Source organism: Pseudomonas sp. Y5-11, assembly GCF_022368695.1.
GTDB lineage: Bacteria > Pseudomonadota > Gammaproteobacteria > Pseudomonadales > Pseudomonadaceae > Aquipseudomonas > Aquipseudomonas parakoreensis.
Genome location: NZ_CP058974.1, coordinates 1623304 through 1642170 on the forward strand (window position 1 = coordinate 1623304; position 18867 = coordinate 1642170).

At 61.8% G+C, this 18867-nt stretch carries 18 protein-coding genes; 11 read left to right on the forward strand and 7 right to left on the reverse strand.

Annotation, left to right across the window (positions count from 1 at the left end; translation table 11 throughout):
* Positions 1–134 precede the first annotated feature (134 nt).
* The 5 genes from accC to gcbA form a co-directional block, all read right to left on the reverse strand.
* Positions 135–1493: an acetyl-CoA carboxylase biotin carboxylase subunit gene (accC, locus tag HXW87_RS07135; RefSeq protein ID WP_041068145.1), complete on the reverse strand. Its 1359-nt coding sequence runs from the start codon at positions 1491–1493 to the stop codon at positions 135–137.
* Between the two features lie 17 nt (positions 1494–1510).
* Positions 1511–1975, reverse strand: coding sequence for an acetyl-CoA carboxylase biotin carboxyl carrier protein (gene accB, locus HXW87_RS07140; protein ID WP_024164417.1), 465 nt, complete (start codon positions 1973–1975; stop codon positions 1511–1513).
* Between the two features lie 48 nt (positions 1976–2023).
* Positions 2024–2476: a type II 3-dehydroquinate dehydratase gene (gene aroQ, locus HXW87_RS07145; protein ID WP_007914604.1), complete on the reverse strand. Its 453-nt coding sequence runs from the start codon at positions 2474–2476 to the stop codon at positions 2024–2026.
* A 246-nt stretch (positions 2477–2722) separates the two neighbouring features.
* The gene (locus HXW87_RS07150; protein ID WP_239778655.1) at positions 2723–4669 is read right to left on the reverse strand and encodes a methyl-accepting chemotaxis protein; all 1947 of its coding nucleotides are present in this window, start codon (positions 4667–4669) and stop codon (positions 2723–2725) included.
* Positions 4670–4720: 51 nt separating this feature from the next.
* The gene (gcbA, locus tag HXW87_RS07155; protein WP_041068095.1) at positions 4721–6391 is read right to left on the reverse strand and encodes a diguanylate cyclase GcbA; all 1671 of its coding nucleotides are present in this window, start codon (positions 6389–6391) and stop codon (positions 4721–4723) included.
* 427 nt (positions 6392–6818) lie between these two features.
* Between gcbA and HXW87_RS07160 the strand changes: the two genes are divergently transcribed.
* The 7 genes from HXW87_RS07160 to HXW87_RS07190 all read left to right on the forward strand — a co-directional run bounded on the left by HXW87_RS07160 (position 6819) and on the right by HXW87_RS07190 (position 14516).
* A complete protein-coding gene (locus tag HXW87_RS07160; RefSeq protein WP_007963034.1) occupies positions 6819–7886 on the forward strand; it encodes a DUF2333 family protein in 1068 nt (355 codons plus the stop codon).
* Positions 7887–7889: 3 nt separating this feature from the next.
* Positions 7890–8447, forward strand: a complete 558-nt coding sequence (locus tag HXW87_RS07165) for an NUDIX hydrolase (RefSeq protein ID WP_121183515.1) — start codon at positions 7890–7892, stop codon at positions 8445–8447.
* A 316-nt stretch (positions 8448–8763) separates the two neighbouring features.
* Positions 8764–9135: a translation initiation factor Sui1 gene (locus tag HXW87_RS07170; protein WP_041068080.1), complete on the forward strand. Its 372-nt coding sequence runs from the start codon at positions 8764–8766 to the stop codon at positions 9133–9135.
* A gap of 219 nt (positions 9136–9354) precedes the next feature.
* Positions 9355–11268: an arginine decarboxylase gene (gene speA, locus HXW87_RS07175; protein ID WP_007963030.1), complete on the forward strand. Its 1914-nt coding sequence runs from the start codon at positions 9355–9357 to the stop codon at positions 11266–11268.
* 231 nt (positions 11269–11499) lie between these two features.
* Positions 11500–12837: a contractile injection system protein, VgrG/Pvc8 family gene (locus tag HXW87_RS07180; RefSeq protein ID WP_239778656.1), complete on the forward strand. Its 1338-nt coding sequence runs from the start codon at positions 11500–11502 to the stop codon at positions 12835–12837.
* Complete coding sequence (locus HXW87_RS07185; protein ID WP_239778657.1) at positions 12834–13628, forward strand: DUF4123 domain-containing protein; 795 nt, start codon at positions 12834–12836, stop codon at positions 13626–13628. Before HXW87_RS07180 ends, HXW87_RS07185 begins: the two co-directional genes overlap by 4 nt.
* A gap of 12 nt (positions 13629–13640) precedes the next feature.
* Positions 13641–14516: an alpha/beta hydrolase gene (locus tag HXW87_RS07190; RefSeq protein WP_239778658.1), complete on the forward strand. Its 876-nt coding sequence runs from the start codon at positions 13641–13643 to the stop codon at positions 14514–14516.
* Here the strand turns inward: HXW87_RS07190 and HXW87_RS07195 are convergent.
* Both HXW87_RS07195 and HXW87_RS07200 read right to left on the reverse strand, forming a co-directional pair.
* Positions 14510–15859 (reverse strand): MATE family efflux transporter, encoded by a 1350-nt coding sequence (locus tag HXW87_RS07195; RefSeq protein WP_131671013.1) that lies wholly within the window; start codon positions 15857–15859, stop codon positions 14510–14512. The genes HXW87_RS07190 and HXW87_RS07195 overlap by 7 nt on opposite strands.
* 152 nt (positions 15860–16011) lie before the next feature.
* The gene (locus HXW87_RS07200; protein WP_007963021.1) at positions 16012–16305 is read right to left on the reverse strand and encodes a hypothetical protein; all 294 of its coding nucleotides are present in this window, start codon (positions 16303–16305) and stop codon (positions 16012–16014) included.
* A 239-nt stretch (positions 16306–16544) separates the two neighbouring features.
* Here HXW87_RS07200 and HXW87_RS07205 point away from each other — a divergent pair, with 239 nt between their 5' ends.
* The 4 genes from HXW87_RS07205 to HXW87_RS07220 are packed head-to-tail and all read left to right on the forward strand — an operon-like array spanning position 16545 to position 18829.
* Complete coding sequence (locus HXW87_RS07205) at positions 16545–16847, forward strand: MazG-like family protein (RefSeq protein ID WP_007951009.1); 303 nt, start codon at positions 16545–16547, stop codon at positions 16845–16847.
* Entirely contained in the window at positions 16847–17596 is a 750-nt protein-coding gene (locus tag HXW87_RS07210; protein ID WP_041068058.1) for a methyltransferase, read from the forward strand. Before HXW87_RS07205 ends, HXW87_RS07210 begins: the two co-directional genes overlap by 1 nt.
* A gap of 12 nt (positions 17597–17608) precedes the next feature.
* Positions 17609–18220 (forward strand): DUF4136 domain-containing protein, encoded by a 612-nt coding sequence (locus HXW87_RS07215; protein ID WP_182403677.1) that lies wholly within the window; start codon positions 17609–17611, stop codon positions 18218–18220.
* A 51-nt stretch (positions 18221–18271) separates the two neighbouring features.
* Positions 18272–18829 (forward strand): DUF4136 domain-containing protein, encoded by a 558-nt coding sequence (locus tag HXW87_RS07220; RefSeq protein WP_007963018.1) that lies wholly within the window; start codon positions 18272–18274, stop codon positions 18827–18829.
* Positions 18830–18867: the final 38 nt, after the last annotated feature.

Consider the following 18867-nt stretch of genomic DNA (forward strand, 5'->3'; position numbering starts at 1 on the left):
GAAAGCGGATTGCCAGTCACTTTGATGCTGACTGATGTGCCGCCTTCGCGAGCAAGCTCGCTCCCACAGGTTTTTTGCAATCTCAGAAACAACAAAGCCGCCCGAAGGCGGCCTTGTCTGGTGCGGGCTGAAGCTTAGTGCTTGTCGCCAGCCAGCTTGTGCTCGAGGTAGTGAATGTTCACGCCCCCTTTGCAGAAGCCTTCGTCGCGGGTCAGATCACGGTGCAGCGGGATGTTGGTCTTGATCCCGTCCACCACGATTTCGTCCAGGGCATTGCGCATGCGCGCCATGGCTTCGTCGCGGGTCGCGCCGTAAGTGATCAGCTTGCCGATCAGCGAGTCGTAGTTCGGTGGAACCGCATAACCGCTGTACAGGTGCGAATCGACGCGAACGCCGTTGCCGCCTGGAGCGTGGAAATGCTTGACCGTGCCCGGGCTCGGCATGAAGGTTTTCGGGTCTTCAGCGTTGATCCGGCACTCCAGCGAGTGACCGCGGATCACCACGTCATCCTGGGTGAACGACAGCTTGTTGCCAGCGGCGATGCTGAGCATCTCCTTGACGATGTCGATGCCGGTGACCATTTCCGAAACCGGGTGCTCCACCTGAACGCGGGTGTTCATTTCGATGAAGTAGAAACGACCGTTCTCGTACAGGAACTCGAACGTGCCGGCGCCACGGTAGCCGATGTCGATGCACGCCTTGACGCAGCGTGCCAGCACTTCCTGACGCGCCTGCTCGTCGATGCCCGGTGCCGGCGCTTCTTCGAGAACTTTCTGGTGACGACGTTGCAGCGAGCAATCGCGATCGCCCAGATGGATGGCGTGACCCTGGCCGTCGGACAGTACCTGAACTTCGACGTGACGCGGGTTGGTCAGGAATTTTTCCAGATAGACCATCGGGTTGCCGAACGCCGCGCCAGCTTCGGAGCGGGTCAGCTTGGCCGAGGCGATCAGGTCTTCTTCCTTGTGCACCACACGCATGCCGCGACCACCACCACCGCCAGCGGCCTTGATGATCACCGGGTAGCCGACTTCACGACCGATGCGCAGCGCCGTTTCTTCGTCTTCCGGCAGCGGGCCGTCGGAGCCTGGAACGGTCGGCACGCCAGCTTCGATCATCGCGTGCTTGGCCGACACCTTGTCGCCCATCAGACGAATGGTTTCGGCTTTCGGGCCGATGAAGGCGAAGCCGGAGTTCTCGACCTGTTCGGCGAAATCGGCGTTTTCCGCGAGGAAACCGTAGCCTGGGTGAATGGCGGTGGCGCCAGTCACTTCAGCGGCAGCGATGATGGCCGGGATGTGCAGGTAGGACTGAGCGGCAGAAGCCGGGCCGATGCAGACGGATTCGTCTGCCAGACCCAGGTGCATCAGCTCTTTGTCGGCCTTGGAGTAAACGGCGACGGTCTTGATGCCCATCTCTTTGCAGGCACGCAGAATCCGCAGGGCGATCTCACCGCGGTTAGCGATCAGAACTTTTTCCAACTTCGCAGTCATCAAAGGCTCTCCGCAGTTCAAACGATGGTGAACAGCGGTTGGTCGTACTCAACCGGCTGGCCGTCTTCGACGAGGATGGATTCGATCACACCGCTGGTTTCAGCTTCGATGTGGTTCATCATCTTCATGGCTTCGACGATGCACAGGGTGTCGCCTTTCTTCACGGTCTGGCCGACTTCAACGAAGGCTGGCGAGGTTGGCGAAGATTTGCGGTAGAAGGTGCCTACCATTGGCGAGCGGGCCACGGTGCCGTTCAGTGCCGGAGCAGCAGCGGCAGCCGGAGCGGCAGCAGCCACTGGAGCAGCAGCGGCGGCAGGTGCAGCGGCCGGAGCCTGCATCGGCGCCGGAGCGTAGTACTGCTGAGCCGGGGTCTTGCTGTGACGGCTGATGCGTACGGACTCTTCGCCTTCCTTGATCTCGAGCTCGTCGATGCCGGACTCTTCCAGCAATTCGATCAGTTTCTTAACTTTACGGATATCCATGAATCATCAACTCCCAAGGGTCGGTCAGGGGCGTTTAACGCTTGTGGTTCAAGTCGTTGCCTGTGTTTCAAGCTGCTCTAGTGCGGCCTCCAGGGCCAGTCGGTAACCGCTGGCGCCAAGGCCGCAGATCACTCCCACCGCTACATCGGAGAAGTAAGAGTGATGGCGGAAAGGTTCGCGCTTGTGCACGTTGGACAAATGCACTTCGATGAATGGGATGCTCACTCCCAGCAGCGCGTCACGTAATGCGACACTTGTGTGCGTAAAAGCTGCTGGATTGATCAGAATGAAATCCACACCTTCACCGCGAGCGGCGTGGATGCGATCGATCAATTCGTACTCGGCGTTGCTTTGCAGATACAGCAGATGATGGCCGGCTTCACGGGCGCGGCGCTCCAGATCCTGATTGATCTGCGCCAGGGTCGTTGAACCGTAAGTGCCGGGTTCGCGGGTGCCGAGCAGGTTCAGGTTGGGGCCGTGCAGCACCAGTAGCGTTGCCATCTGCATGTTCCTTGTTATGAATGAGCAGTCGTCAGAACCCGGCGACTATGCCGCAAAGGCTTTGTGACTGTCCAGTTCTCTGCAATAGCCAGCACGATGACCGATGTTTGCGCGAAATTTGTGACTGAGTGATTTGATCTGGTCATTCATCTCGTCCTGTAGGAGCTGCCGAAGGCTGCGATCTTTTTATTTTTAGAAGCAAGATCAAAGGATCGCAGCCTTCGGCAGCTTCTACAGAGGTTGGTGTCAGACGCGGAAGGCCTGCACGGCGGTATGCAGTTGCCCACCCAGTACCAGCAAGTTCTCCCCCTGTTCGCGACCCTCGCCGATGCGCAGCAGGTTATCGCCGCCCAATTGATGGATCCGCTCGCTGTGATCACGGATTTCGCTGACCGCGCCGCTCTGCTGCGCGGTGATCTCGGCGATGCGGATCGCTGTGTCGGAAATGGTCTGGATCGCGCCGACGATTTTATCCAGCGCGCCGTCCGCCGCTTGTGCCTGATTGGCTGTGGCTTCGGCGTGTCCGACCTGCGCGCGCATGCCTTCGACCGATTGTCGGGCGGCGGCTTGCAGGCCGGCGATCAGCGTCTGGATTTCCGCCGTCGCGCCGGCCGTGCGTTGTGCCAGTGAGCGCACTTCCTCGGCCACCACTGCAAAGCCACGGCCCATTTCCCCGGCCCGCGCCGCTTCGATTGCCGCGTTCAGGGCCAGCAGGTTGGTCTGGTCGGCGATCGAACGGATCACCGTCAGCACGCCACCAATGGTCGCCGACTCTTCGGCCAGGTGCTCGATCATCTGTGCATTGCCCTGCACCTCGCCGACCAGCGCGTGCAGGCCGGTGAGGCTTTGGCCGATCACGGTTTGCCCGTGCTCCACGGCCAGCCCGGCATGGCGGCTGGCATCGGCAGCCTGCCGTGCATCGCCGGCGACCTGCTGAATCGTCGCTTCCAGCTCACCCAGTGAATCGCGGATCAGCGCAGTGTCGCCGGCCTGATGCTCGGCACCGGAGTGCAGGTTGTTGCTCAGTTCGGCCAGGGTGCGGCTGCTGTCGGCGACCTGTTCGGCGTTACCGCGAATCGTCCCGACCAGATCTACCAGATACGCGCGCAAGCGGTTGAGCGAAGCCTCAATGTCATGCAGTTCGCGGTTGGTTTTGCCCAAATGAATGTCGCGACTGAAATCGCCTTCGGCCCAGGTCGACAGCGCCGGAGCAAGGTTGGTCAGGGTGCGCGCCAGGCGCCGCTGCAAGGTGTCGATCAGCAGCGCGATCAGCAGAATCAGGCCGATCATCACGCCCTGCATCAGGCGTACTTCGCCCTGGATCTGTCCGTGCTGGGCGCGCACAACCGGTTCGAGTCCCGCGATCGCCTGTTGCACGGCGGCGATTTTCAGGTGGGTCGCGGTGCTCAGTTCGGTGCGTTTCTGGATCTGCTCGCGGGTGCGTGCCAGCTCCGCCGGGTAGCGGCCGAGCAGGCTGTTAAGTTCACGCTTGAGGCCGATGCCGGCGTCTTCGGCAGCGGCTTTTTCGGTGCTTTCGATGCCCATCATCGCGGCGAAATCATCGCTGCCGGATTCATTCTTGGCGACCACGCCGAGCAGGGGCAGGGCATCGATGGCCTGAGCCTGGGTGCGGATATTGTCGACTTCACGCTCGACATCGGCCGCCAGTTCACTGCGGCCGCTGCTGACCAGTTTGTCGCGGGCCAGCGACAATTTGCCCAAGTGCTGCGAAGCGACGAGCAGCGGCGTCAGGTACGTCGCGTTGCCATTGGCGTAGGTACTGAGTTGATCGAGGCTGGCGCTCAGTTCGCGTTCGGCTTGCAGCAGCAGTGCCTGCGGATCACCGGCCAGTTTGCCGGCGGCGAGCAGGTCGGTTTTGCTGAATGCTTCCAGGCTCGACAGGCTCGGGCGCAGGGTCTCGGTTAGCGCCGGTGGCAGTTCACCGAGTTCCCTCTGCAAGCCGTCGATGGCCTGGCTGGCACTGCTCAGGCGCAGGGCATCGCCGCTGGCGAGGTAGTCCTCGACATTGCGCGCCACGTCATTCTGAAATTGCTGCGACAGGCCCAGGTAGCGCTCCATCAACAGATACGGACGCTCCAGGGCTTTTTGCGACCACCACAGCGTCGCGCCGAGGGCCACGCAGACGGCGACCAGCAGCAGGGTGTTGAGATTGGTGAGCAACTTCAGGCGCATGACGGCTACCAACGGCAGAAATGGTAAGCGCCTGAATTTATTGCGGTTCTGTTACAGGGTTATGACCGAATCGGTGGATTCCGATGAAAAGGTGGCACTTTGCTTTGAGTCGCGCGCGGTCTGCACCCGATTGCGTCCGGCACCCTTGGCGCGGTACAGCGCTTCGTCGGCCTGGCTGGCCATCATCAGGCTGTCGGAGTCTTCGTGCATTTCCACCACGCCGGCGCTGAAGGTGCACCACAAATCCTGCGGCTGCGCCGGATAGTGGATTTCGGCAAAGCGCTGGCGGATCTCGTCGAGCACTTTGTGCGCGGCTTCTATATCCGTGTCGGGCATGACAATGGCGAACTCTTCGCCGCCGTAACGACCGATGAAGTCGGTCTTGCGCAAGCGTTGCTTGAGGAACAGCGCCAGGCTCTTGATCACTCGGTCGCCCATCGGGTGGCCGTGGCTGTCGTTGACCCGTTTGAAGTGGTCGATGTCGAGCATGGCAAAGCTCAGCGGCTTGTTCTCGCGCCGGGCGCGGAACGAGCAGTCTTCGAGCAATTGCAGGATGTGCGTGTGGTTGTACAGGCCGGTGAGGCTGTCGCGGACCATCCGCGCCTTGAGGTTGCGCGCACGGGCGGCGCGGTTGCGCACGGTGGTGATCAGATGTCGCGGCTTGATCGGCTTGGTCAGGAAGTCGTCGCCGCCCTCGCTCATCGCGTCGAGCTGCTTGTCCAGATCGTCCTCGGCGGACAAGTAGATGATCGGCACGCTGACGTAACGGTCGTTATGGCGAATGACCTTGGCCAGTTCGGTGCCGGTGCAGGCCGGCATGTACATGTCGAGGATGATCAGGTCCGGCTGGAAGTCCGCCAGTTCGGCCATCGCCTGGATCGGTTCGATCAGGGTACGCGTGACGATTCCGGCGCTGTTGAGCAGGCGTTCGGTGTGCAGGGCCTGGGCGCGGGAGTCGTCGATGATCAGCACTTTATAAGGTTCGTACTGGGCGACGCAGGTCAGGACTTCAATCTTCTCCAGCAGGCTCGACGCTTCAAGGGTGCCGGTGAGGAATTCCTGGCCGCCAGCGCGCACGGCGGCGAGGCGGGTCGGGGTGTCGGTTTCGTGCAGGCTGAAGAACAGCAGCGGCAGCGGTTCTTCCAGGCCGACCTGGGCTTCGGCGGCCAGTTGCAGGCCGACACCGGCGCCGCTGAAGTCCACGTCCATGACGATTGCGGCCGGCAAGCGCTCGACCATCGAGGAGCGAAATGCGGCGACGCTGTCCAGCGCCTGTGCGGTCAGCCCGAAGAATTCCAGCTGCTTGGCCAGGCGTTCGGCGCGGTCGTGATCCTGCAGCATCACGTAGATTGGTTTGCGCAGCGGCGGCAGGAAGGTCTGGTCGAGTTGATCGCCATGGCGCAGACCGGTGCGGGACAGGCGCTGCATCAAGCGATTGAGGTCGGTGATCAGGCCGCTGCTCAGACGCCCGCGATTGGCGTCCACCGCTTCCAGCGACTGGCTGATGTGATGAGCCAGTTGCGTGTGCTCGGGCTGCTCGAAGCGCTCGGCAAAACGCAGCAGGCGCAAGTTCGCTTCGCTCAGTTCGGCGAGGTCGGCAGTGGACCACTCACTGCGTTGCAGGCGCTGCCATATCTCAAGAATCTGACGTGCCTGATGAATTACCCGCTGGGCAAAGTGGTGCTTGAGGCGCTCACGGCTGGGGTCTTCTGGCTCGGTCATATCCTGACTACTAGTTAGGGCGCATGCTGAGATCGACTGGTGGCTCTATGCTAGCACCTCTTTTCCCTTATATGAGTGTCGTGCGTCAATAATCTGCGGTGCTGCACAATTCAGTTTCTGACCAGTTGGTGCTGGATTCGACCCGTTCGTCGATGAAGTCCCCTGAAACCGGGCGCGTCGGGCGGCTTGGTCAGCGAAAAAATCTTTGGGAACTCCGCTATGGTGCAGGTTTGGATTGATCCTTGATGACGGTGTGCCGACTTTTAGCGTGGACGATGCATCAGGGAAACCCTTAGAAAGTTCGCAGCTTGAATTCGCGCTCTCCGTGGATTTTCTGCTTCTCTTCGATGGCGGGTGCCCGGCCTTGGCACGTTGTTGTATGGTTGTGGTCGAACCGTTGAACCCAAGTGATTGAAAGGATATCGCCATGCTGGACTGGAAGAACCGCGCGGGCAGCGCGCCTGAACGTGCCGCTGAACCGAAGTCGGCCACCCGCAGCTACGTGGGCGGGCTGCTGTTCAGCCGCGCGCTGGCCACGCTGATCGGCATTTATCTGCTGGTGACCATTGGCCTGGGCTGGTACTGGAGCCAGGAGCCCGCGCTGTTCCCGGTGGCACAAAATGCCCAGGCGGCTGCCGAGAAAGAAGGCAAGCAAATGGTGGTCGGCTACACCACGGTCGAAACCCTCAAGACTGTTGCCGGCACGCTGCTGAACAAGCCGGGTGGCTACATTTCCAACGACCGCTTCCCGCCAGGCCTGTGGATGGACAACACGCCGAGCTGGGAATACGGCGTGCTGGTGCAAGTGCGTGACCTGACCCGGGCGCTGCGCAAAGACTTCGCCCGTTCGCAGTCGCAGTCGGCTGAAGACGCCGATCTGGCCAAGGCCGAACCGCGTTTCAACTTCGACAACAAGAGCTGGATCCTGCCGTCGAGCGAATCGGAGTATCAGGAAGGCATCAACTCCCTGAGCCGTTATCAGGCGCGTCTGTCTGATCCAACGCAGAAAAACGCCTTGTTCTACGCCCGCGCCGACAACCTGAACAACTGGCTGGGCGATGTCGGCACTCGCCTGGGTTCGTTGTCGCAACGCCTGTCGGCCAGTGTCGGCCGGGTGAAGCTCAACACCGCACTGAAAACCGAAGTGCCGGCGGTGGGCGAAGTGCCGCAGGTTGACGAGGAAGTGGTCGAGACTCCGTGGATGCAGATCGACAACGTGTTCTATGAAGCACGCGGTCAGGCCTGGGCGCTGTCGCACCTGCTGCGCGCCATCGAAGTCGATTTCGCCGATGTCCTGGCGAAGAAGAACGCCACGGTCAGCGTGCGCCAGATCATTCGTGAGCTGGAAGCCTCGCAGGAGCCGGTCTGGAGCCCGATGATTCTCAACGGCAGCGGCTTCGGCGTGTTGGCCAACCACTCGCTGGTCATGGCCAACTACATCTCCCGGGCCAACGCCGCCGTGATCGATCTGCGTCAACTGCTCAATCAGGGCTGAGTCATGGACGAGAGCGCCAAAGAGGCGGCCCATCGCGCCGCCTCCGATGCTGAACAGATCGCCTGGGTCGACGAGCAGGACAACCTGCTTGGCGCTCTGGTGCGGGCCGATCTGCGTGAGCGTGGGCTGATCGGTCGCGGCACTTACATCATGCTGTTCAACAGTGCCGGTGAGCTGTGCGTGCATCGGCGCACCTTGAGCAAGGCAATCTATCCCGGTTACTGGGACGTGGCGGCCGGCGGCATGGTCCAGGCCGATGAGACCTACGCCGAATCGGCGGCCCGCGAGCTGGAAGAGGAGTTGGGGGTGAGTGGGGTGGAACTGACCGCCCACGATCATTTCTTCTTCGAGGACACCGGCAATCGCCTGTGGTGTTCGGCGTTTTCCGCGGTGTGGGACGGCCCGCTGAAACTGCAGCCGGAAGAAGTGCTGGAAGCACGCTTCATTCCGGTCGAACAGGTGCTGCTGGAAATCAAGCAAAAGCCTTACTGCCCGGACTCTCTGGCCGCGTTGAAGCGCTATCTGAAGGCGCAGCAAAGCGACGTCGCAAAGAACACATAAATTGGCGCCGATTGGCTCTTAGCAATTGCGCTTTTTGCCGTTACACTGCGCGACCTTTTCAAGCTGCACCGAATGGTTTGATGTGGGCCTGAACGATGACAGGCCTGTAGGAGCTGCCGAAGGCTGCGATCTTTTGATTTTTGAAGACCAGGATCAAAAGATCGCAGCCTCGTTGCACTCGACAGCTCCTGCAGGTCGAAGTCGAGCGGTTCAATTGTTTCGGTGCAGTAGCGCTGCCCCTGCCTGAGTGGGGCTTCGCGGTCGATGACCTTGCCCAAGGTCGCGATCAGTCTTTGTCCTCCCAAGAGGATTGCCGGTGGCCAAAAAAGCCGCATCCTTCGCCGCCCTGGGCGGCCTGGTATTTTCCACCGACGCAGGTCGTCATTGCCCGGAATGCAGCAAACCGGTGGACGCCTGTATCTGCAAACAAACCGTGATCCCGGCCGGGGACGGCATTGCCCGCGTGCGTCGCGAGAGCAAGGGCCGTGGCGGCAAAACGGTGACCACCATCACCGGCGTGCCGCTGGCTGAAGACGCCCTGAAGGAACTGGCGACAACGTTGAAGAAACGTTGCGGCACCGGTGGGGCGTTGAAGGACGGGGTCATCGAAATCCAGGGCGATCATGTCGAGCTACTCTTGGCAGAGCTGATCAAACACGGTTTCAAAGCGAAGAAGTCCGGCGGCTAGCAGCCTCTGTGAAATCCATCTGCGGCTTGATCCGGCACTGAAGCAGTTCAGATCCGGCGTCGTCTCCATGGTTTTCACAGAGCCTGTTCATGACCGGTTTCTAAACTACACGCGGTCAGCGCGGTCTACCGCCGCGCTGACGAACCGTCATTTTCATTCTTTAGACTGCGCCGGCCTGCGATCAGGCGACGCACTATGACTTCTTTATAGGGGACTTCGATGTCCGTACGACGCACACGCAAAGACGATGGCAGCCAATGGACAGTTGCGGACAGCCGCAGTGTTTACGGGATTCGCCATTGGGGGGCCGGGTATTTCGCGATCAATGACGCCGGTCGCGTCGAAGTTCGTCCGAACGGCCCGAGCAGTTCGCCTATCGACCTGTTCGAACAAGTCGACCAACTGCGCAAGAGCGGCTTGTCCCTGCCGTTGCTGGTACGTTTCCCCGACATCCTGCAAGACCGCGTCCGTCAGCTGACCGGTGCTTTCGACTCGAACATCGAGCGCCTGGAATACCAGAGCAAGTACACCGCGCTTTACCCGATCAAGGTCAACCAGCAGGAAGCGGTGATCGAGAACATCATCGCCACCCAGAACGTTTCCATCGGTCTGGAAGCCGGCTCCAAGCCTGAGCTGCTGGCGGTGCTGGCACTGGCGCCGAAGGGCGGCACCATCGTCTGCAACGGTTACAAGGACCGCGAGTTCATCCGTCTGGCGCTGATGGGCCAGAAGCTCGGCCACAACGTGTTCATCGTGATCGAGAAAGAATCTGAAGTCGGCCTGGTGATCGAAGAAGCGGCCTCGCTCAAGGTCAAGCCACAGGTCGGTCTGCGCGTGCGCCTGTCGTCGCTGGCGTCGTCGAAGTGGGCGGACACCGGTGGCGAGAAATCCAAGTTCGGTCTGTCGGCGGCGCAACTGCTGTCGGTGGTCGAGCGTTTCCGCGCAGCGGGCCTGGATCAGGGCATTCGCCTGCTGCACTTCCACATGGGTTCGCAGATTGCCAACCTGGCTGACTACCAGCACGGTTTCAAGGAAGCCATCCGTTACTACGGCGAGCTGCGCAACCTGGGCCTGCCGGTCGATCACATCGACGTCGGCGGCGGTCTGGGTGTCGACTATGACGGTACCCACTCGCGCAATGCCAGTTCGATCAACTACGACATGGACGACTACGCCGGTGTCGTGGTCGGTATGCTCAAGGAGTTCTGCGACGCGCAGAGCCTGCCGCATCCGCACATCTTCTCCGAAAGCGGCCGCTCGCTGACCGCACACCACGCGATGCTGGTGGTGCAAGTGACTGACGTCGAGAAGCACAACGACGACGTGCCACAGATCGAAAACAAGGAAGCCCTGCCGGAAACCGTGCAGTGGCTGGTTGACCTGCTCGGCCCGACCGACATCGAAATGGTCACCGAGACCTACTGGCGCGCTACGCACTACATGAGTGACGTGGCTTCGCAGTACGCCGACGGCAAACTGACCCTGGCTGAAAAAGCCCTGGCCGAGCAGTGCTACTTCGCGGTGTGCCGTCGCCTGCATAACTCGTTGAAAGCCCGTCAGCGTTCGCACCGTCAGGTGCTCGACGAACTCAACGACAAGCTGGCCGACAAGTACATCTGCAACTTCTCGGTGTTCCAGAGCCTGCCGGACACCTGGGCGATTGATCAGGTGCTGCCGATCATCCCGCTGCATCGTCTGGACGAAGAGCCGCTGCGTCGTGCCGTGCTGCAAGACCTGACGTGCGACTCCGACGGCAAGATCAACCAGTACGTCGACGAGCAGAGCATCGAGACCAGCCTGCCGGTGCACGGTCTGAACGAAGGTGAAGACTATCTGCTGGGGGTGTTCCTGGTCGGCGCCTATCAGGAAATTCTCGGCGACATGCACAACCTGTTCGGTGACACCGACTCGGTGAACATCTATCAGAACGCCGATGGCAGCGTGTACCACGCCGGTATCGAGACCCACGACACCATCGAAGACATGCTGCGCTACGTGCACTTGTCGCCGGAAGAACTGATGACCCACTACCGTGACAAGTGCGCCAGTGCCCGCATCAGTGCCAGCGAACGCACGCAGTTCCTCGATGCCTTGCGTCTGGGGCTGACCCGCTCCTCCTACCTGTCTTCCTGAGACAGATGCTGTTGCACCGGGTTGTCTGAAATTTCCGCGAAAGCGGTGGAAAATTCAGATGACCCGGTGGGACATCTCCCAAATTTCCCGCGAAATAACTGCCTGCCACAGCCGGTGAAGTGATCCCGTCTGCTTTTCGCGTAGGTCATTTCCTAAGTTGTACTTCAGCTCTCTACTCGGCCATGTCTCTCGGCGAGAATCCCCGGCCGCCCCTCCTGTAGAGATCCGCCCATGTTCGAATCAGTCAACGAGCCGTCGTTTCGTCTCGATGTAACGGGGCTGCCCGACCCCTTCGAGGTGCTGGCCTTTACCGGCAGTGAGGGTATCAGCGAACCTTTTGCGTTTGACATTGACCTGTTGATCGATGACCCGCAACTGGACCTGGCCGGTCTGCTGTACCGCTCGGCGTTCCTGCATTTCGGCCCCAGGCACAATGGCCTGAGCGGGCAATTGCAGAGCGTCGTGCAGCATGAGCACGAGGCGGGGGTGCGGTTGTGCCGAGTGACGCTGGGACCGAAGTTGAGTTGTCTGGCGCTGCGTTTCAGTCAGCGCATTTTCAGCAGCCAGTGTGTGCCGCAGATCCTCGCACAGGTCCTCAAGGAGCACGGTATCGCTGGCGCGCAACGGCGTTTTGATTTGCACGGCGAATACCCGGTACGCACGTTTTGCACCCAATACCGCGAGTCGGACCTGCAGTTCGTGCAGCGGCTGTGTGCGCAGGCGCGAATTCACTACTACTTCGAGCATCGGCCTGACGGGCACTGCCTGGTCTTCGTTGATGATCCCGCAAGGTTTCCGCTGGCTGGCGGGGCATCTGTGGACAATGACGCGAACTCGCCGAGTGTCCGGCGCTGGCAGATGCAAGTGGATGCCAGCGATATCCAGGAGCGTTTGGCTCGCCCCGGCAAAGCCCACGGCCACAGTGATCTGCCAACCTTGCGCAGCGCGCGGTGGCTGGCACTGAGCGCACATCCGTTTGCCGAGTGCAACCGCCGCTGGCTGCTGAACCGGATCGAGCATCGTGCTGATCCGGCCAGCGAACCGCCATACAGCAACCGGATTCTTGCGTCGGCCCAGGCGCCTCTTGCCCCGCCGACGAGCCCTGCTACACCACCGCGCATGCACAGTCTGCAACGGGCCTGGGTGGTGACCGTCGCTGAGCCCCAACCTGACGAATGGCGGTCGGTAGCGGTGCAGTTTGACTGGCTCTATCAGGGGGAAGGCGCTGCTGCCAGCCACTGCTGGCTGCCCCTTTCTGCGGCGTTGAGCGAGACGGCGCCGGCAGCGTTGGACGAGGGCGTCGAGGTGGTGGTGAGTTTTCTTGAGGGCGATCCGGATCAGCCGGTGATCAGTGGTGTGTTGCAGGAACCGGCCCTGATCGAAGACTGCCAGGAGCCTCCGGTGCTGCCGGACGTTCTGCCGAGTGCAGGTCTGGCGCGGTGGTTGATGTCCGCCGAACCGCTGTTGCTGTTGTGTCTGGTGCCCGGCGGTGGCAGTTATAACCACTGCACGGCGACAATCTGCAGTTGCCGGCTGGTCGCGTCGCTGGGACAGGGCGGCGCCACTTGAGCGGCGCGCCATTCACCCCGCAGACACAGTGGCTGCTGCTCGATGGCGCCGATGCGCAGCAGGCGCTGACGACGTTGCGTCAGGGGTTCGCCGCCGTCCATTGCACGCGGCTGTTCGAGGGCACCGAATTTCAGGCGGTAAGCGAGCTCGGGCCGCTGCTGGTCGACCTGCACGAGTGCCCGGCACTGGCGGCGCTGTGTCACCGTGATCCGCAGACCTGGCGTGGTCTGCTGATCGCGAGCGATGCCTCGTGGCAGATTCTTCTGAGTCATTTGCGACGGATGCTGACCGTCTCGTTCGGGCTCAATCATCGCGCCTTGCTCGGTTACTACAACCGGCAGACAGCCAGTTACTTCTTCGATGCCTGTGATGCCGCCGACCTGAGCCGCTGGCTCGGGCCGATCCAACTGCTGCGCTGGTTCGGTGGTACCTGGGCTGACCTCGCCATTGGCAGTGAAGGCTGGCAGCAACTGCGCAATCCGCAATGGGTGGTCGAGCCGTTGAGCGTCGACGAAAGCCTGACCCGGCGCCAGCGCGAACGCTTGCAAAACTGTCTGCTGGAACAACACATCTGGCGCTGGTGCCAATCCATAGGAACCGACTACGCGCGAATGGCCTCCCATGTGCAGGAGGGCCTGAGCCTGGGTTTCAGCGACCGCGCGGTGCTGGATGACTGGTTATGGCTACGCTTGCAGCATCCCCGGGCGCAACTGCCGGGCGTGCCGGACGGGCTGAGCCAGCAGGCACGGCTCGACCATGTGCGGCGGCACTGGCGGAACGATCAATCTTGAGGTGTGGCACCCATGACAAACCCGCTGTGGCAACGGTTTGGTTCAATCCTCGGCGGGTGCCTGCTGCTGGTGCTGTCGGGGTGTTCGCCGGTCAAGGTGCTCAATGCGCTGACACCCGATGATACGTTCCAGCGAACGGCGGGCATTGCCTACGGCGACGATCCACGGCAGAAGCTCGACGTCTACGTGCCACGCCAGCCACTGGAGGGCGCACCGGTGGTGGTGTTTTTCTACGGTGGCAGCTGGAACAGCGGTGATCGTGGCGATTACGCCTTTGTCGGCGAGGCGCTGGCATCGCGGGGGATCGTCGCGGTGCTGGCGGACTATCGGCTGTACCCGCAAGTGCGCTATCCGCTGTTTCTTGAAGACTCGGCGCGGGCAGTGGCCTGGACCCGGGCGCATATCCGCGCGTTCTCCGGCAACCCGCAACGCCTGTTCCTGATGGGCCACAGTTCCGGGGCCTACAATGCGGCGATGCTGGCGCTCGACCCTGCGCTGCTCGGTGCGGTGGGCATGTCGTCGAAAGACCTCAGCGGCTGGATCGGCCTGGCCGGGCCGTACGATTTTCTGCCGATCAAGAATGCCGCTGTGCGCCCGGTATTCTTCTGGCCTGACTCACCGCCGCAATCGCAGCCGATCAACCATGTCCGGCAAGGCGAGCCTCCGGCGCTGCTGATCGCTGCGACCAAAGATAATCTGGTCAACCCGACGCGCAACACCGCCGGCCTCGCGCGCAAACTGCGCGAGGCCGGTGTGCCGGTGCAGGATCTGTACTACTCGCGCCCCAGTCATGTGACGCTGGTGGCGAGCCTGTCGCGGCCGCTTCGGCACCTGGCGCCGGTGCTTGAGCAGGTCGTCGCGTTCGTCAAACACACGCCGGCTCAGTGAGCGGCGCCGCTGAACCAGCCGTCGTCGCGGCGCAGCCACAGGGCCAATACGCCGAGCGTCAGGCTGCGCAAGATCATGAACAGCAGGAACGTTATCCACAGCCCGTGATTGCCCAACCCTTGCAGCGCCCAGGCAAACGGCAGCAGCAGAGCGACGGTCAGCAGCATGCCATTGCGCATCTCCCGGGCGCGGGTGGCGCCGATGAACAGGCCGTCGAGCAAATAACTCCAGACCGCAATCAGCGGCAACACCGCCAGATACGGCAGGTAGATGAACGCGGTGTCGCGCACGCTCTGGATGTCGGTCTGCATTTCGATGAACAAATGCCCGGCCAGCAGAAACAACGCGGCAAATCCGAGGCTGGCCAACAACGACCAGCCGCCGGCCACCACCAATGAGCGGCGCAGGGCGAGGCGATCGCGGGCGCCGATCGCGTGCCCGCACAAGGCTTCGACGGCATGGGCCAGACCGTCCAGCGCATGGGCGGTCAGCAGCAGGCCGTTGAGCAGCAGGGCATTGGCCGCCACCGTGGCATCGCCCAAACGCGCGCCTTGCACGGTGATCAGGAAGAACACCGATTGCAGCGCCAGGCTGCGGATGAAAATGTCGCGGTTGACCGCCAGCAACGGGCGCCAGTTCTGCCACAACTTCAAGGCCGCCCAGGCGATGTGCCCGGGATAGGCGCGCAAGGCGCCACGGGTCAGCCACAGGCCAAGCAGGGCACCGCTCCACTCGGCGATCACCGAGGCCCGGGCCGAGCCGACCACGCCCCATTCCAGGCCAATCACGAACCACAGGTTCAGAGCGATGTTGATCAGGTTGGTGCTCAGCAGAATCGCCAGCGGCGCCCGGGCGTTCTGAGTGCCGAGGAACCAGCCGACCAGGGCGTAACTGGCCAGCGCTGCGGGCAGCCCGAATAACCGGGTGTGGAAGAACTCGCGGGTCAGTTGATCAAGTTCCGCCGACGGCTGCATGACGTGCAGGGCCACGCCGCTCAACGGCACGCCGAGCGTGCCGAGCACGATTGCCAGTCCCAGCGCCAGCAGTAAACCCTGCAACAGAATCTGCCGCAACGCCGCGCCATCGCTGCGCCCGGCGGCCTGGGCGGCAAACCCGGTGGTGCCCATGCGCAGAAAGCCCATGGCCCAGGCGAGGAAGGTGTAGAGGCTGGCGCCGACCGCCACTGCGCCCAACTGATGGGCGTGGGGCAGGTGGCCGATGACGGTGCTGTCGACCAGCGCCACCAGCGGTACGGAAATATTCGAAAGAATCATCGGCGCGGCGAGCGCCCAGACCTTGCGGTGAGTCGGGCGGTCGCGCCAGTCGGCAATCAGGTTGGACATGCGGGCTCCTTGGGGGAGCGGGGATTGTAGCGATTCATGCGGCCTGCGATGCAAACCAATGTGGGAGCGAGCCTGCTCGCGAAAACGGTGTGTCATTCAGAACAGTTTTGACTGATCTGACGCCTTCGCGAGCAGGCTCGCTCCCACAAGGGCTAATGGATGATCCAGCTCAACAACCACAACCCCAACAGCAGCCAGATGATCCCGGCAATGATCGACGCATTCATGAACGCGCGAATCGCCGACCACAGCAGCATCAGGCCGACAATCAGCGCGAGGATGCTGATGATCGAGGTGTCCATGCCCAGCGTCTTCGCCAGGCCATCGACAAAATTGCCGCCAGCGTTGCTCAGTATGTTGAACAGGCCGCTGAGGCCATCGACGATGAAGCGGATAATCGAACCGAGTGCCTGGCCGAGCCATTCGAAAAAGCTTTCTACCTGCATGTGTGCATCCTGATGAAAGAGCTGAGCCTTGGGCCACAACGCGGGTGGCCGAGTTCCCTGACAGGAGTATGGCCCAATGCCGCGCCGAACGGAAAATCTGTAGGAGCTGCCGCAGGCTGCGATCTTTGGCTGTTGATTTTCAGGGGCAAGATCAAAAGATCGCAGCCTGCGGCAGCTCCTACGTGGGCCTTGCCTTCAACGCGTATCCCCCCGAAGCTATACGCCTTCAGGAGAGCCCGATGAACCTTGTTGAACTGACCGAACGCCTGCACGCCATCCGCGACCGTAATGACTGGCGACAATTTCACAGCCCGAAAAACCTCGCCATGGCCGCCAGCGTGGAAATGTCCGAGCTGGTGGAGATTTTCCAGTGGCTGACCGAAGACCAGTCGCGCCAGTTGCCGGCGGACAAACTGGCGCATGCCGGGCAGGAAGTCGGTGACATCGTCCTGTATCTGTTGCTGCTGTGCAGCGAGTTGGGGCTGGACATGAATGAAGTGGTGCGCAGCAAGCTGGCTGACAGCGAACGGCGGTTCAGCTGATGAGCGACCGGCATTTCGATCAGTTGGCGACCCGTTTCGCCGAAAAAATCTACGGTGGCGCCAAAGGCGCGATTCGCCTGGCGGTGTTGCAGGCCGACCTGGCCGAAGCGTTGCCGGACCGGCCATTGCGCGTGCTGGACATCGGTGGCGGTCTGGGCCACATGTCGCTGTGGCTGGCCGAGCGTGGCCATCAAGTGACCTTCACCGAACCGGCCGAACCGATGCTCGAAGGAGCCCGCCAGCGCTTCGCCGAAGCCGGGCAGAGCGCGACGTTCATCCAGGCGCCGTGGCAGGAGCTGCTCGGTCAGCTCACCGAACCCTACGATCTGGTGATCTGCCACGCCGTACTCGAATGGCTGGCCGAACCCCATGCGATCCTGCCAGTGCTGCATCAGCTGACCAGCCCCGGCGGCTGGCTGTCGCTGGCGTTCTACAACCGGGATGCGCTGATTTATCGCAACCTGCTCAAAGGCCATTTCAAGAAAATGCGCAAAAACACCATGGCCGGTGAAAAGCAAAGCCTGACCCCGCAGCAGCCGCTTGATCCGCGGGAGCTGGCAACGCAACTCGAAGGGTTGTGGCAGGTCGAAACCCAGAGCGGGATCCGGGTTTTTCACGACTACATGCCCGTGGAATTCCAGGCTCGCGCCGAACTCGTGGATTTGCTGGAGATGGAGCTCGCTCACCGTCGCCACCCAAGCTTCGCCGGGCTTGGGCGTTACTTGCACTGGATCTGCCGGCCGATCTGATCGGAGCATCGCATGAAAGCTCAATCCGGTTTATTGCTGATCTGCCTGGGGCTGGCCGCCTGCCAGGGCAGCAACCCGTACGTCGCGCAGTCACGGCCGTTGCCGCCGGCACCGCCGCAAGCGGCCAACACCTTTGATCGCAGTGCTTATCCGGCACCGCCACGCGATTACGGGCGCTATCGCAGTTGGGCCTGGCTCAACGGCCAGTTGCCGCCGGGCACGGCGTGGGCCGACTCGGCGCAAGTGGCCGAAGCGGTGAGCAATGCGCTGGATCAGCGCGGATTGCGGCCGTTGCACGACAACCGACCGGCCGACCTGTTGGTCAGCGCCAACCTGCGTCTGGAAACCCGCTTGCGTCAGGTGCAGGACGACTACGGCTACTACGGCGGATACGGTGGCTATGATCGCTACGGACACGGTTACGGCATGTACAACACTGTGCCGATTGTTCGCACCTATCAGGAGCAGGTCGTGGTGGTGCAGGTCAATCTGTTCGACGCCGGCAGCGGGCAACCGGTGTGGAGCGCCAGCGCCGAGACGGCCAACCAGGGTAGCCAGCTGGTGCGTACCGATGCCATTCGCGAGGCTCTGGAAAAAGCCTTGTCGGCCTATCCGCCGAGCTAGACTTCATATGAGAACGCTTCGCAGGTTCAGGCCTTCAACCGGAGAAAAATCATGTTCCGCCGTCTCGCTTTATTGGCCATGGCCGCGCTGCTCAGTGCCTGCGCCGCCAATCAGGTCAACCATGACTTCGACGCCAGCCGCGACTTCGCTGCCTATCGCAGTTGGAGCTGGAAAGAACCCGCGCTGCAATATCGTCCGGATGACCCACGGATCAAAAGCGACCTGACCGAGCAACGCATCCGCCAGGCCGTCAGCGATCAGCTCGACCAGCGCGGTTTGCGTCCCGCCGCTGCAGGGGCCAAGGGTGACCTGAGTGTGCAGACCTACCTGATTGTCGAAGACCGTCAGCAGCAAGTGACCACCAACTACGGCGGCGGTTGGGGTGGCCCGTGGAACGGTTACTGGGGCGCGCCGATGTACAACGAAACCCGCAACATCACCTACAAGGTGGCAACAATCCAGATCGACCTGCTCGACGGCAAGGACGGCAAACTGGTGTGGCGCGGCAGCGACGAGCAGATGCTCAGCAGCACGCCCAATCCGCAGGATCGCAGCAACGCGGTGCGCGAAACCGTCAGCCGGATATTGGCCAACTATCCACCGCGCTAGTGCGCCGTAAAAAAGCGGGAGCCCAAGAGGCTCCCGTT

Excerpts from the sequence above, each read along its gene's own strand:
- accC (WP_041068145.1), bottom strand. The coding sequence starts at position 1,493 with ATGACTGCGAAGTTGGAAAAAGTTCTGATCGCTAACCGCGGTGAGATC.
- accB (WP_024164417.1), bottom strand. The coding sequence starts at position 1,975 with ATGGATATCCGTAAAGTTAAGAAACTGATCGAATTGCTGGAAGAGTCC.
- aroQ (WP_007914604.1), bottom strand. The coding sequence starts at position 2,476 with ATGGCAACGCTACTGGTGCTGCACGGCCCCAACCTGAACCTGCTCGGC.
- HXW87_RS07150 (WP_239778655.1), bottom strand. The coding sequence starts at position 4,669 with ATGCGCCTGAAGTTGCTCACCAATCTCAACACCCTGCTGCTGGTCGCC.
- gcbA (WP_041068095.1), bottom strand. The coding sequence starts at position 6,391 with ATGACCGAGCCAGAAGACCCCAGCCGTGAGCGCCTCAAGCACCACTTT.
- HXW87_RS07160 (WP_007963034.1), top strand. The coding sequence starts at position 6,819 with ATGCTGGACTGGAAGAACCGCGCGGGCAGCGCGCCTGAACGTGCCGCT.
- HXW87_RS07165 (WP_121183515.1), top strand. The coding sequence starts at position 7,890 with ATGGACGAGAGCGCCAAAGAGGCGGCCCATCGCGCCGCCTCCGATGCT.
- speA (WP_007963030.1), top strand. The coding sequence starts at position 9,355 with ATGTCCGTACGACGCACACGCAAAGACGATGGCAGCCAATGGACAGTT.
- HXW87_RS07180 (WP_239778656.1), top strand. The coding sequence starts at position 11,500 with ATGTTCGAATCAGTCAACGAGCCGTCGTTTCGTCTCGATGTAACGGGG.
- HXW87_RS07190 (WP_239778658.1), top strand. The coding sequence starts at position 13,641 with ATGACAAACCCGCTGTGGCAACGGTTTGGTTCAATCCTCGGCGGGTGC.
- HXW87_RS07195 (WP_131671013.1), bottom strand. The coding sequence starts at position 15,859 with ATGTCCAACCTGATTGCCGACTGGCGCGACCGCCCGACTCACCGCAAG.
- HXW87_RS07200 (WP_007963021.1), bottom strand. The coding sequence starts at position 16,305 with ATGCAGGTAGAAAGCTTTTTCGAATGGCTCGGCCAGGCACTCGGTTCG.
- HXW87_RS07205 (WP_007951009.1), top strand. The coding sequence starts at position 16,545 with ATGAACCTTGTTGAACTGACCGAACGCCTGCACGCCATCCGCGACCGT.
- HXW87_RS07210 (WP_041068058.1), top strand. The coding sequence starts at position 16,847 with ATGAGCGACCGGCATTTCGATCAGTTGGCGACCCGTTTCGCCGAAAAA.
- HXW87_RS07215 (WP_182403677.1), top strand. The coding sequence starts at position 17,609 with ATGAAAGCTCAATCCGGTTTATTGCTGATCTGCCTGGGGCTGGCCGCC.
- HXW87_RS07220 (WP_007963018.1), top strand. The coding sequence starts at position 18,272 with ATGTTCCGCCGTCTCGCTTTATTGGCCATGGCCGCGCTGCTCAGTGCC.